The organism is Ferruginibacter lapsinanis, assembly GCF_020783315.1.
Classification (GTDB): domain Bacteria; phylum Bacteroidota; class Bacteroidia; order Chitinophagales; family Chitinophagaceae; genus Ferruginibacter; species Ferruginibacter lapsinanis.
Genome location: NZ_CP086063.1, coordinates 1840603 through 1854593, shown reverse-complemented (window position 1 = coordinate 1854593; position 13991 = coordinate 1840603). Strand labels below are relative to the sequence as shown.

Sequence of the window (13991 nt, the reverse complement as noted above, 5' to 3'; positions counted from 1 at the left end):
ATCAGTTCATCAGCTCAACACTTCTGTTGATAAAATTAGTTAGGCTATTCCCTTTTAATAACCCTTGTGATAACAAAGCAAGGTCTGCCAGATTATGAATGGTTTTTTGTTGTTTTTCTGCTTCACTATGTGACAATACATTTTTGTATATCGGGTGATTGCCATTTACTGTCAATGTAACCTCATCGGGCATCTGTGCATAAAATGCCCCCATACCTCCCTGCATAGCCGCCATATCTTTCATTCTACGCATAAATTCAGGTCTGGTAGCAATTACAGGCGGCGCATCTGCAGATAATCCTTTGATCTCCACATTAATATTTAATTCCGGAACCTGCAATACAAATAACTCTTTCAATTTTGCTTCATCATCTTTACTTAAAACGCTTTCTCCTCCTTCCTGTTTGTCGATGAGATTATCAGTAATATCGCTATCCACCCTGGTAAATTGTACATCATTCCATTTCATTTCCATCTGGCTGATAAAACCTCCGTCGATGATAGTTTCCATTTTCACCACTGTATAGCCCTTAGCTACAGCTTGTTGTATATAAGCATCCTGTTGTATCGGGTCAGTAGTATACAGTATCACATGTTTCCCATCTTTATTTTTCTGTATTGTTTCTGTTGCTGTTTTATATTCTGCCAGTGTATGAAATTTACCGGCAGTATCCTGCATTATTAAAAATTTGTTGGCTTTGTCCAAAAATTTGTCATCGGTCATCATGCCGTATTTAACAAACAAACCAAGGCTCTCCCACTTTTCTTCAAATGATTTTCTGTCGTTATTGAATATTTCTTCTAATTTATCCGCTACCTTTTTAGTGATATGAGCATTTATCTTACGTACATTAGGATCGCCTTGTAAATAGCTACGACTAACATTCAAAGGAATATCCGGACTATCGATCACCCCTTGCAATAACATCAAAAACTCAGGAACAATATCTTTTACCTCATCTGTTACAAATACCTGGTTGCAGTATAATTGTATTTTATCTTTTTGTATCTCGTAGCTCTGCTTGATCTTAGGGAAATATAAAATACCTGTTAGATTGAATGGATAATCAACATTCAAATGGATCCAAAACAATGGGGCTTCATTGTATGGGTATAATTCTTTATAAAAATTCTGATAATCTTCTGTACTTAATTCAGTAGGTTTTTTAGTCCAGGCCGGTGATGGATTATTGATCTGTTTGTCTTCGAAAAAGATAGGTACCGGTAAAAAGCGGCAAAATTTTTCTAACACTGTGCTGATACGGATCGCTTCTAAAAACTCTTTGCTCTCTTCATTAAGGTATAAAATGATGTCTGTGCCTCTTTCAGCTTTGTCTGCGTCCTCTAAAATAAATTCCGGGCTACCATCACACTCCCATCTAACGGCCTTGGAATCCTCTCTAAATGACTTACTGATCACCTCCACTTTTTCACTCACCATGAAAGCAGAGTAAAATCCTAGTCCAAAATGCCCGATAATATTATTTTCATTTTGCCCTTTATATTTTTGAACAAATTCTTCGGCACCACTAAAAGCTACCTGATTCAAATATTTGTCTACTTCTTCGGCTGTCATACCAAGCCCCTTATCAGAAATAGTAACTGTCTTTTTTTCAGCATCGATCTTTACATCAACTCTCAACTCCCCTAACTCGCCTTTAGCCTCTCCTAATGAGGATAAAGTTTTTAATTTTTGCGTAGCATCCACTGCATTACTCACTAATTCTCTTAAAAAAATATCGTGTTCACTGTATAAAAATTTCTTAATTATCGGAAATATGTTCTCCGTTTGAACCCGAATGTTCCCTTTTGCCATAGTTATAATGTTTTTTGTAGGTTTTGCAAATTAAGTGCCATTCAATGTTTTACTGACATGATGACAAAAAAAATACCATTTCAAAAGTGAAATGGTATTTATAAAAAAATAATTCGATTATTAGTTTCCTACAATTTTCACGTCATCAACTTGAAAAGTAGTTGTTTTCACAGTAGGCGAATAACCTCCTTCATAAACAAATGCTATATAGACCGCTGTGCCATTAATAGCAGATAAATTAACATTACCTGAAGGAGTGAAGGCTGCTCCATAACCAGCTGTATTACCACTGGATATTGTAGCAGTTAACTCTGTCCAAGTTGCCGTTGATGGCGTATTATCACCAGTATAATTTGTTGAATAATAAACTTTCAATGTAGCTCCATTGTTAAAACCGTCATTCGTTTTAAAAGTTAACGTTTCTGTGGTCGTTCCATTTAAATTAACTGGCGGAGTAATCAGCCATGATTTAACTACTGGTTTTTGATTTGCAACAGTGCTGTTAAACGCTGTTATCTGAGCATATTTATTACTGCTAAATGTTTTACCTAAGTACTGTATAGCCCCCGTTTCTCCAATATTTTTCCAACCTGTAAGCGCCACTGGAGTACTGCCTGTAGTTGTTACAGTTTCAAAATTTTCATCTAACAAAACACCTGCTGGCGGTGGAGGAACGATACCCCCAGTTACATCCGTAGTATTTCTAATACTAACTTGCTTAGTAGCTGATGCCCCACCTTGTGATACATAAGCGACCATATCGACAGATCCTGTAGGTTTAGTACTACCCGAGAAGGTTGCAGCAGTGAGTGTAAAACAAGTTATTGTACTAGACGATTGTGTAACAGTAGTATTACCGCTACTTGCTGCCCATGTACCGGCAGGAGTAAGATCCACTCCGGTAAATTTAATCAGGGTACTTTCCCATGCTTCAAAGTTGGTCAATAAACCCGCAACAGTTGTAGCCCTCGGTGTAATACTTTTACCTGACGACACTTTACCAGCATTACCAATCGGAACATTATTGAGTTGCAGTAAACCATTAAACTCAGACAGTTCTTGTCCTGAAACAGAAACATCAATTGAATCTCCTAATTCGAAATTATGATCTCCATCAAAACGTACCAATATACCAGCTAAACCATTTCCTTGTTGCAAAACAATATTTCTTGAATTTATATTTAAAGTGTTTTTGTTGCTTATGACAATGCCCGTGATTTTTTTCCCTGTTGGTGCTGTAGTTGTTGTTCCCGTATATAGCGCTCTAAGGTCAGCTGTATTGATAAGTGTTCCAGCTACAGGACCTCCGCCACCTCCACTACATCTGTCGCCATAAAATTGCACATCACTTGTATCTCTTACAATTAATTGTTTGGTGCTGCCAAAAGTTGTGTAGATTGCCTTTAACGGACCATTACCATTCGGAACATTAATGCCTGCAAAATTTGCGTAGCCACTTGTACGTACAATCACGGTACCACCGCTGCAAGGTTTTACATTCAGGTTTACTGATAATTTACCAACGGCATCTGCATAAGTTTTGCTGGTATCAGTAGAAGCAAATTCTGAACCATCAATCTGGATAAGCATACTTTGTAAAGAGCTATTCAATTCAGAAATTTTTACAACTTTTGCAGGAACAGGATAACCAGGACTGCCTTTAATAATGTGTGTATCAAATAATGCACTTGGTATACCTAATACATTAGGGAAGGTACCGCTATAATCTTCAGCACCACCCAATTGAACTAATCCATTATAATCACCCATAAACAAGCCTTTTAGTTTAATATAAATTTTACGGCCTATAGGATAGTTTGCATATAAATTAGTTCCGTCCAGACGAATGGTAATTCCACCTGTTTCATCCTGAATACTGATCTGTTTATAATAATTTCCGCTTTTATCATCAGCATTTACAATACCTGATATTACATCATCATCTGTAAAAGCTTCAATCTGATTACTAACATGCAACGCTTTTATTTGAGCAATTGTTTTAGTTACAGTTATCAATGGCTCTTGAAAAACCGGAGGTTCATCAAATTTCTTTTTACAAGAACTTATAACATTAATTACCAAAATGGTTAATAATGTCAGAGCAGAAAATTTAAAAAACTTGTTCATATATCTAATTTAAATGTGTTGAATTTGTTTATCAATTAAAATCTTAATGCTACACTTGCTCCGAAATTTAAACCAAAAGCATAGCTTAATTTATTAGGGAATTTGTTTGGATTTTTGTTCAAATAATCAAAACGTGATTGTTCATATTCGGTTTGTACAATATCTCGGTTATTTAAAATATTATTTACATTAAAATTTATAAGCAATAGTGTATATTTTCTTCCTTTAAAAATCGATCCTTTTAACTTTTTAGACCAATTTGCATTTGCATTCAAAGTAAACTGACTTGGCAGTTTTGTTTGATCCAAAATATCGTGCCAAAGCTTACTATCATAATCTACTCCTTCTATAGCAGAGTAAGTTCTACGAACAGGACTAATCCTTGCCCACATCTGATCAAAATAATTAGCATTGATACCTACACCCCAATAGTTTTTAGAACGATAATATAGGCCAACTGAATAAGCTTCTTCTGGGCTACCTGTGTGGTAATTTTTGATATAGGTAACAACATCCTTCAAAATAATATCACTGGAATTATCTCTTGTAGCTGTAAGTAATGGCCTATTGCTATAACGATATCTTCCTATCGCTGCAGCCATATTTAATGTTAACCCTTTTACCAGCAATACATCCGATCCTACTTCAACCCCCATATTTACTTTATCTATCTTAGTAAGACTAAAATTGGCAAAAGTGCGGCTCAGGTCATCATAAAAAGTAGACTGATCTATTCCATCTTTAAATTGTGTATAATATCCTGTTGCTCTGAATTTAAATTTAGGACTGGCATATTCATATCCCCCCTCAACACTTGTAACTTTTTCGCTTACTAAATTGCTTTGTACATCATTTCGGCGACGAATAGATATATATGATTTTTCAAACTGAGGTGCATTTGTTTGATAAGCAGCATTAACATAAAAATAATTACGATAATTTAATTTATAAGAAACACCTCCTTTAAAACCGTAATTCCAAAATACATTAACACTTGATTTATCAAAAGAATTGTCAGGGAATAAACCTGTTCTATAATACCCTACTCTATAAAAACTAGTAGCTGAACCATTACCCGCTAAAAAGAAATTAAGTTTTTTATACTTAAACATTGCCTGCATCCAAGCTGCTGCTTTATGAGAATTGATAACATAGTTATAATCGTATGTATCTCCAACTTTTACAATTGTGTTTGTATTGTTTAAGTTATTGATATTAGCAGAATCATTAGATCGAAAATCCCTTTCTGCAAATTGGTTTACGTTTACAAAAAAATCACCTCCTAACAGATCAGTTATTTCTTTGTAATAATTATTGCGCAAGTATTGATAAGTAAGACCACTAGAGAAATCAATGTGTTTACTAAATTTAGTGTTCAAAGTACTACTGGCATTAAAGTTATTTGAACTGATCACCTGATCGCTCAATATATATAATGATCGTTTACCTGTAGCTAATTGTTTGCCATTTATATCATAAATAGTTTCTGGATGTGATCGATTTACATCAAAAAATTTATCAAAATTTATTTGCCTCAAATTCACGTCTTCTAACATGGCCCCCATTACATCTTCTTGCAGAACTGGATTATCTATATAATAACTTGGCAAGTATCTGTAATAATCCGGTCTTGGATCCGGAGCATTATACCAATCAACCCCACCACGTCTTCTTTTGCCGAATGAATAAGAAGCTCCTGTAGTCAGAGAAGTTTTTTTATTAATTTTCAAATCTTGAGAAATAATAAATATTGGCTGACTTGTTTTATTAACTGCCGAATTTCTTTTTTTGCCATTTTGGTATCCCCACAATGAATTATAATTGTGTGTACCAGCGATATCATACATTTCCTGTACTACATTCCCTTGTCTTCCTGTTTCATTCGGCGCATAGATTGCTACAAATGAAATAATATTTTGATCATCAATTTTTTTATCAATGCCTATTTGAGCAGCCCATGCATTTTGATAAGTACCTGTTATATAACCTTCGTCAGAAAACCTACGATCTCCTGCAAAATTGAAAGCCCAGCCTTTTTTATTAAATCCTGTTGCTTTGGTTATAGAAAGCCTGTGTGTATAGTTTCTATTGCTAACACTATATTTTACATTCAGTTGTTTATATTGTTTAAACGCTCTTGCATCTAAATTATATGTACCACCATAACTGCCATATCCATAATTATTCATTTGCAACCCCGGAGCATTGGTACTATGCTTGTAAATATCACTCAATCCACTCCATAAATAATAAGGAGTTGCTCCATTTCCTAAATTCTCGATAGGAACACCATTAATGTATGTTTTATCAGCATCATTGTTATATCCACGTTTACGAAATCTTACCGGACTCCAATTGAAACGAGCTGCATTATAAAAAACATCCCTGTAGGCATTTGCCTGTGTAGAAACATTTGTAAGATTTGCATCATTACCATCAGACTCATCTAATGACACGATCGAAATTTCATCTGGTGAGTTTGTTGACTCACCTGTAGTATCAGCAGTATTTGTTCGTACATCTTGAGAAAAAGAAAAAGAAGATATATGTAACAATAGCAGTAAAACAAATAATCTAAGTTTTGGAGTGCCCATAAAAAAAATTTAATGTAAACTCAAAAATAATGTTAATTTTTCAGAAAAAATATGATAATATAAAAATAATGTAGAAATAACATAAAAAATAAGTTTTTCCACATCATACCTATTTCGAAATTACATTACATTTGTATAAATAAAAATTCATGAAGAAGAGCCTTTTCTTAGCCGTTTTCGCTGCATTGGTATTTACAATTCCTAATAAATCCTATGCCTGGGGTGCAAAAGGCCACAGCCTGGTAGCTGAGATAGCCTTCCATTTTTTAGATGATTCTACAAAAGCAATTGTGGGGAAATATCTAGGAAACTTATCAATAGAAGAAGCCGCAACCTGGATGGATGACAGTAAAGGCAACACCTATTATGAATTTATGCGTTCATGGCACTATTTTGATATAGATAAAGGAGCCCCAATAAAAGTTACCCCCGACAGGAACATGCTTACTGTTATATACACTTCTCTAATGGAATTGGAAAAGAAGGATAATTTAAAGAAAAAAGATATTAATGTAAGATTAAAATACCTTTTTCATTTGATCGGAGATCTGCACCAGCCTTTACATTGCGGGTATTCCAGTGATAAAGGCGGAAATGCTATCAGCATCCATTCTCCATTTGTTTCCGGAAACCTTCATAGCGTTTGGGATACACAGATCATTGATTATGCTCCTGTAGATCTTGAAGATTGTTTAAAACTATATGATTCTTTAAGTGCCGATGAAATAAAAGCTATCCGTAAAATAGATGTTCTAGGTTGGTATAAACAATCACGCTCTTATCTGGATACAGCTTATAATTTCAAAGACGGGCTATTAGATAAACCATATCTTGATAATATGACTCCGATCATTACCAAACAATTGCTTAGAGGAGGATTAAGACTTGCAAGTGTACTAAAAAGCATATTCAATCCAGATAAAAATGAAACAGTCGTAAACTTTGGCTTTGACGATTATTTTGATTATTACAACTACGTAGCCATCCCAAAACCTGAAAAAGCCCTACCATACCCCTTTATGATAGGGCACGGCGACGATTGTTTTTAAGTTCTTTTAAGGCAACATTTTTATAGTAATATGTGTCTTTGTTGTAAAATACCAGTATTATTTTTTACATTTGAATAAATAAAACAACTATTATGAAGAAAATTTTTACCCTGATTTTTTTGTTTGGGACAATTTCATCGCAAACAACGTATTCTCAATCAGCCTTTACTCCTGGTAATTTAGTTATCACCAGAGTTGGTATTGGAGATAAAGCATTAAGTAGTGCAGCTACCCCTGTATTTTTACAGGAGATAACAACTGCCGGTGCAGCAGTACAAACTATTACTGTGCCCTTCCATGCAACCCAGCTTACAGGGACAAATAATAAATTTACTACTGCCGGTTCTTCATCAAATGATGCCAACCTTACAGTGTCAGGCAATGGCGCTTATTTTGTTTTGACCGGTTATAGCGCAGATACAGGAACAGCAACTATTAGCTCTGCTGCAAATGTAAAAAGAGTTATTGCAAGAGTTTCAATGGATGGTACCGTTAACACTTCTACTCTATTGGATGTTGCCCATTCAAGTGGTAATTCAAGATGTGCTGCAACAAATGACGGAACTGGTTTCTGGCATGTAGGTAGCACAGGAGGATTAAGATATGTTCCATTTGGTTGTACAGGCATATCTCCAGACACAGCCGTTGTTGTTAGTACCAGCGTTACTAACTTCAGATCTGTTCAGGTTGTTGGCAGTGATATAATCACTGGCGCTGGCTCTGGTACTGTTGCAAGAATAGGTAGTTTAAGTGGATTCCCTACTACCAATGGAAATACTATTACTAATCTTCCTGGAATGCGTTTGACAGTTACTGCAAACAGCATCTATATGACACATCTTCCTGGTGGCCCTGATGGTTTAAACACTTTATATTTCGGTGATGATGTTAACCCAACAGGTATCAAGAAATTTTCATTGAATATGGCAGGAACATCATGGGATTCTACAGGTATAATGGATGCAGGTGGTGCTTACAGAGGATTAACAGGTACTACTTCCGGATCAACTGTAACTCTTTATGGAATTAGAGGTGGTTCTCCATTAAATGCCTTTGTTGATGCTTCAGGTTATGGCGTTGCTCCAACAGCTACACCTACATTAGTATTAGCAGCTGCTACAAATACTGCTTTCAGAGGTGTTCAGATTGTACCTCCATCTTCTGTAAATCCTGTTAGATTAAATGGATTTACTACACAAAAAAGTAATTCTTCTGTATCGATCAGTTGGGGTACTGAACAAGAATTCAATACGCATTCATTTGTTATACAACGTAGTGCTGATGGTATTAATTGGACAGATATTTCTTCAACTCCAGCTGCAGGTAACAGTAGCACATTGAGAAATTATTCTGTTGTAGATAATTCTCCTATCAGTGGTTTTAACTACTATCGTTTGAAAGAAGTTGCCATAGATGGAAGTGTTACTTTATCTGAAACAAGAAAAGTATTATTTAGCAGCAAATACAAAGTATTAATTAGCCCTAACCCTGCTAAAGACTTTATTAAAGTATACATTTCTAAAGAAAACAATAACAGCAATACGCTTGTTAAAGTGATCGACTTTAATGGCAAATTGGTTCGTTCAGAATCTACTGCTCTTTCTACCATCGATATCAGTACTTATGGATTGTCTAAAGGCATTTATTTTGTAAAAGTGACTGATGCTACACATACTACTACCCAAAAAATAGCAGTACAATAAATTAGCATTTTTTTCTATAAAAAAAGAACCCGAAAATATTTTTTTCGGGTTCTTTTTTTATAGAAAAAATTAACTGCGAACTAAATATTACCTTCGCAGTCCTATGACAGAAAAAATTTTAATTCTTGATTTTGGTTCTCAATACACACAGTTGATAGCCCGTGCAGTACGTGAGGCTAATGTTTACTGTGAAATAACCCCATATAACAAAGAAATAGTATTTGACAGCTCCCTGAAAGGTATCATTCTTTCCGGCTCTCCATTTTCGGTAAATGAAGAAAAGGCATTGATGGTTGATGTAAAAGCCATAGCAGCTAAATTGCCTGTATTGGGCGTCTGTTACGGTGCTCAATTGACTGCAAAGGTTTTTGGAGGCAGAGTAGATAAAAGTGATAAACGAGAATACGGCAGAGCCAGTCTTCAAATAAAGAAGCAGGATATTTTATTAGAAAATATCTCCCCTGCATCGCAGGTATGGATGAGCCATAGTGATAGCATTAAAGAATTGCCCGAAGGCTTCGAAATACTGGGCACTACGGAAAGTATTCCTGTAGCTGCTTTTAAGCGTACAAGCAGTGATGAGCATCCTTTGTATGGATTACAATTTCACCCCGAAGTATATCATTCTACCGAAGGGAAGATCATTATCAAAAACTTTCTGGTAAATATTTGCGGATGTACACAAGATTGGACACCGGCACATTTTATCACCGACACAGTTGAAGCACTTAAAAAACAAATCGGAGATAAAAAAGTTATCATGGCCTTAAGCGGTGGTGTTGATAGCACAGTGGCTGCTACGTTGATACACAGAGCCATTGGCAAGAACTTATTTGGCATATTTGTAGATAACGGAGTGCTGCGTAAAAGTGAATTTGAAAAAGTGATTGAAACCTACAATCAACTTGGATTGAATGTAAAAGGCATAGATGCAAGAGAACATTTCTATACTAAACTTGCAGGAAAATCGGACCCGGAAGAAAAAAGAAAAGTTATTGGAGGAGGGTTCATAGAGATATTTGACCAGGAGGCAAAAAAGCTGGAAGGTATAGAAATGCTTGGTCAGGGCACTATCTACCCCGATGTAATAGAATCGATATCTGTCCACGGCCCATCGGCTACTATTAAATCACATCATAATGTTGGTGGATTACCCGATACCATGAAACTGTCATTAGTAGAACCACTCCGTTATTTATTCAAGGACGAAGTAAGAAAAGTTGGTGCCGAATTGGGTATCCCTACAGAAATGATCGCAAGACACCCTTTTCCAGGACCAGGTTTAGCAATCAGGATTTTAGGAGAAGTTACTGAAGAAAAGGTACGGTTATTGCAAGATGCTGATGCCATCTACATCAATGGACTAAAAAAAGCCGGACTGTATGCAACTGTTTGGCAGGCCGGAACAATCTTATTACCGGTAAAGAGTGTTGGTGTAATGGGAGATGAAAGAACATATGAATTTACAGTAGCTTTGAGAGCTGTAACTTCAGTAGATGGGATGACAGCTGACTGGGCTCATTTACCTTATGAATTTCTGGCCAATATATCTAATGAGATAATTAATAATGTGCCGGGAATTAACAGAGTTGTTTATGATATCAGCAGCAAACCTCCTGCAACAATAGAATGGGAATAAGCAGGTAGAAGGTTTAATACGTTAAAGGTTTAAAAGGTTATGAAAAGATCGATCGTTATTTCATTGTTGTTTATCAGCATTTTTTTTCAGAAAAAAATGTTTGCACAAACTGATTCCACACCTATACTTAAAACGTATAAAGTAGGCATTTTTGCACCACTCTATATGGATTCTCTTTTCAGTACTAAGGGGAATTTCAGATATACAAAGAGCATCCCGAAATTTGTAATGCCCGGAATTGATTTTGTACAAGGAGCACAAATTGCTTTAGACTCTATGAAAATATGGAATGCTAATATTGCAGCCTATATTTATGACTCTAAATCTTCTGACCAACCAATCTCTTCACTGATTGACAATAAAAAACTAGATAGTCTTGATCTGATCATTGGATCTGTTAAAGACATGGAGTATAAAGAGCTGGCAGACTTTGCAGCAAACAAAAACATTCCTTTTATTTCTGCTACTTACCCCAACGACGGGGGTATTACTGCCAATCCATTTGTAGTTATCGCTAATTCTACTTTAAAGGCACATTGTGAAGCAATTTTCACCTACACCCTGCAAAATCATGGTACGGATAAAATTTTACTGTGCAGACAGAAAGGAGTGCAGGAAGATAAAGTAGCTTCTTATTTTAAGCTATTAAATGATCAGGATGGAAAAAATTTACTGAATATTCAAACGCTTAATTTCGACAGTACCATTGATGTAGAAATACTGAAAGCAAAACTTGATAGCAACAAACAATCAGTAATTATCGGCGGTAGTCTGGACGAAGAGTTTGCCACTAAACTAACAAATGCCTGTTATAGTATGTCGCAAAGCTATGCGATAACCTTAATAGGAATGCCCAATTGGGATGGCTTTAAGTCATTAATGAGTAAAGAAGAACATGAAGATTTTTCTGTTTATTTCACCACTCCTTATTACAACAGTAAAGCAGATAATTTCAGCAAAGTATTAACTAACGGTTACCTGAAAAAATTTAAAACTAAACCGAGTGATATGGCATTTAAGGGATTTGAATGTGCTCATCTATTCACAAAATTATTGGCGAAATACCCAACTGATTTTATGAGCCATTTAAATGACAAAACATTTAAAGTCTTTTCTGATTTCAATTTTCACCCCGTTATGTTAAAAAAGGGAAGTACCATTCCTGATTATTTCGAAAATAAACATTTGTATTTTGTCAGAATACTAAATGGTACTATTTCTAAAGCCTGGTAATTATTTTACCAGATACTTTCTTTGCAAAGTATATAAAATGATAAATACTACCGGAACAAGTAGCCCCAGATAGCTTTTCCAGTCGGCATATGCAGCAGCACCTAAAAAAACTGCATTCCCAATCAGCGGTAAAACTTCTCCGGAAACATACAACCAGTACCCATCTTTTTTCAATTTTCTCATCCACAAAGCTCCAACCAAACAAGCTATAATACTTATCACACCAATTATAGTCAGTGGTATTATATTTTGTTGAGTTAACTCAATCATATGCTTGCCTCTTGCTATATCTGCTAATTGTTTGTCAGACATCTCAGTACTCATTGAAGTGGCCTTGTCCATCATTTCTTTAGAGAACTTCATGATAAAAGGAGTAGCAACAGCACCTAATGCGCCGATCCCACAGCCAATAAAAGTAAGAATGGTTAATACATTCAGACTTTGTGGAAGTTTAGAATTATTTTCTTCTGCAAAATTTAAAACATCATTAGAGGAATTTGAAGGATTCATACAGTTAATTTTTATTAAGATAAATATTTATATAATAATTTCATAAAAAATTTTTACCCCCCACTATTCTTTCTCCTTAGCAATTCTTTTTCTATTAATGATAATTCTCTACCGGTCTGACCACTTACAGATGTATTTTCCTGGGCCCGCCGCATCAAATAAGGTATCACATCTTTAATAGGTCCAAAAGGTAAATACTTACTTACTTTACAACCTTCTTTAGCCAAATTAAAAGTAATATTATCACTCATTCCATACAATTGAGAAAAGTGTATATGAGGATGATCGAGTGGAATATTTTTTTGTTGCAATAGTTCAATCACTAACAGATTACTGTATTCGTTGTGTGATGCCACTATTAAAGAGATGCGATCCAGCTTATCGCTGCAAAATCTGATAGAAGCATTGTAGTCTCTGTCACAAGCTGTTTTATCCAATTGAATAGGTGATGGATAATTCATTTCCGACGCCCTCTCCCTTTCTTTTTCCATATAAGCCCCTCTAACTATTTTAACCCCTAAAATAAAATCACGTTCTGCTGCGGCCTCGTACATATCATGCAAAAATTTTAATCTGTCGTGTCTGTATAATTGCACTGTATTGAAAATTACCGTTCGTTGTTTATTGAATGTATCCATCATCAGTATTGTCAATGCATCTACAGGATCCTGTATCCATGTTTCTTCTGCATCTACCAATACACCAACATTTTTCTTTGCAGCTATATCACATATCTTCAGCAATCGTGATCTTACATTATGCCACTCTTCTCTTTCTGTTTCAGACAATTCGCTAACAGCTTTAATATAACGCTTCATCAAAGTACCAATCGCATTATTCATTGATGCATCCAGTTTTTCCAATAATCCAAACCTCGCTAAACCTGTTACCTTAATGCTCATGAACGGTATATTACGCTGGGTAGCAGCATAGTTGATCACTTTAACAAATTCATCTGCGGAGGCATCAAATCCGACTTCTCCATTTTCTCCCCCCTCTACTCCATAATCTAAAATAACCTGTACATTATACTGCTCCAATCTATCCGCTACAAAGGCAGTTTCTTCCAATGTTTCGCCACCTACAAATTGCTTAAAAATAGTATTTCGAACGATTTTTTTAGTGAATGGCCAATTATGTTTAATTGCTGCCGGCAGTACTTTTAATCCAATATTTACCAACCATGGTTTAGCCATTGAAGAAAAAAGAAAATGCGCCTTTTTTAATTCCGCAGTTGTTTTATAAGCAAATGCATATTCTGTATTATCAAATGAAACCATAAAAAAAATTGTCATCTAAGTTGCGTCAATCAAAACGAAT

9 protein-coding genes are annotated in these 13991 nt (G+C 35.4%); 4 read left to right on the top strand and 5 right to left on the bottom strand.

Translation table 11 applies throughout. The annotated features are described in order from the left end of the window. Position 1 precedes the first annotated feature (1 nt). From htpG to LK994_RS07990, 3 genes are all read right to left on the bottom strand, one after another. Positions 2-1816 (bottom strand): molecular chaperone HtpG, encoded by a 1815-nt coding sequence (gene htpG, locus LK994_RS08000; RefSeq protein ID WP_229759550.1) that lies wholly within the window; start codon positions 1814-1816, stop codon positions 2-4. 120 nt (positions 1817-1936) lie between these two features. After that, the gene (locus LK994_RS07995; protein WP_229759549.1) at positions 1937-3943 is read right to left on the bottom strand and encodes a DUF5689 domain-containing protein; all 2007 of its coding nucleotides are present in this window, start codon (positions 3941-3943) and stop codon (positions 1937-1939) included. A gap of 35 nt (positions 3944-3978) precedes the next feature. Continuing rightward, on the bottom strand, positions 3979-6537 hold the full coding sequence (locus tag LK994_RS07990) for a TonB-dependent receptor domain-containing protein (protein WP_229759548.1): 2559 nt from the start codon (positions 6535-6537) through the stop codon (positions 3979-3981). A gap of 149 nt (positions 6538-6686) precedes the next feature. On the opposite strand from LK994_RS07990, the gene LK994_RS07985 reads away from it, so the two are divergent. The 4 genes from LK994_RS07985 (at position 6687) to LK994_RS07970 (ending at position 12161) form a co-directional block, all read left to right on the top strand. Next, the gene (locus LK994_RS07985; protein ID WP_229759547.1) at positions 6687-7586 is read left to right on the top strand and encodes a S1/P1 nuclease; all 900 of its coding nucleotides are present in this window, start codon (positions 6687-6689) and stop codon (positions 7584-7586) included. Between the two features lie 92 nt (positions 7587-7678). Continuing rightward, on the top strand, positions 7679-9289 hold the full coding sequence (locus LK994_RS07980; RefSeq protein ID WP_229759546.1) for a T9SS type A sorting domain-containing protein: 1611 nt from the start codon (positions 7679-7681) through the stop codon (positions 9287-9289). A 103-nt stretch (positions 9290-9392) separates the two neighbouring features. Next, the gene (guaA, locus tag LK994_RS07975) at positions 9393-10928 is read left to right on the top strand and encodes a glutamine-hydrolyzing GMP synthase (RefSeq protein ID WP_229759545.1); all 1536 of its coding nucleotides are present in this window, start codon (positions 9393-9395) and stop codon (positions 10926-10928) included. A 39-nt stretch (positions 10929-10967) separates the two neighbouring features. Then, positions 10968-12161 carry an ABC transporter substrate-binding protein gene (locus tag LK994_RS07970; RefSeq protein WP_229759544.1) on the top strand — a complete coding sequence of 398 codons (1194 nt, stop codon included), beginning with the start codon at positions 10968-10970 and terminating at the stop codon, positions 12159-12161. Here the strand turns inward: LK994_RS07970 and LK994_RS07965 are convergent, their stop codons facing one another. Both LK994_RS07965 and LK994_RS07960 read right to left on the bottom strand, forming a co-directional pair. Further along, positions 12162-12671 (bottom strand): hypothetical protein, encoded by a 510-nt coding sequence (locus LK994_RS07965; RefSeq protein WP_229759543.1) that lies wholly within the window; start codon positions 12669-12671, stop codon positions 12162-12164. Positions 12672-12724: 53 nt separating this feature from the next. Then, positions 12725-13951 (bottom strand): proline dehydrogenase family protein, encoded by a 1227-nt coding sequence (locus LK994_RS07960; protein ID WP_229759542.1) that lies wholly within the window; start codon positions 13949-13951, stop codon positions 12725-12727. Positions 13952-13991: the final 40 nt, after the last annotated feature.

Excerpts from the sequence above, each read along its gene's own strand:
- htpG (WP_229759550.1), bottom strand. The coding sequence starts at position 1,816 with ATGGCAAAAGGGAACATTCGGGTTCAAACGGAGAACATATTTCCGATA.
- LK994_RS07995 (WP_229759549.1), bottom strand. The coding sequence starts at position 3,943 with ATGAACAAGTTTTTTAAATTTTCTGCTCTGACATTATTAACCATTTTG.
- LK994_RS07990 (WP_229759548.1), bottom strand. The coding sequence starts at position 6,537 with ATGGGCACTCCAAAACTTAGATTATTTGTTTTACTGCTATTGTTACAT.
- LK994_RS07985 (WP_229759547.1), top strand. The coding sequence starts at position 6,687 with ATGAAGAAGAGCCTTTTCTTAGCCGTTTTCGCTGCATTGGTATTTACA.
- LK994_RS07980 (WP_229759546.1), top strand. The coding sequence starts at position 7,679 with ATGAAGAAAATTTTTACCCTGATTTTTTTGTTTGGGACAATTTCATCG.
- guaA (WP_229759545.1), top strand. The coding sequence starts at position 9,393 with ATGACAGAAAAAATTTTAATTCTTGATTTTGGTTCTCAATACACACAG.
- LK994_RS07970 (WP_229759544.1), top strand. The coding sequence starts at position 10,968 with ATGAAAAGATCGATCGTTATTTCATTGTTGTTTATCAGCATTTTTTTT.
- LK994_RS07965 (WP_229759543.1), bottom strand. The coding sequence starts at position 12,671 with ATGAATCCTTCAAATTCCTCTAATGATGTTTTAAATTTTGCAGAAGAA.
- LK994_RS07960 (WP_229759542.1), bottom strand. The coding sequence starts at position 13,951 with ATGGTTTCATTTGATAATACAGAATATGCATTTGCTTATAAAACAACT.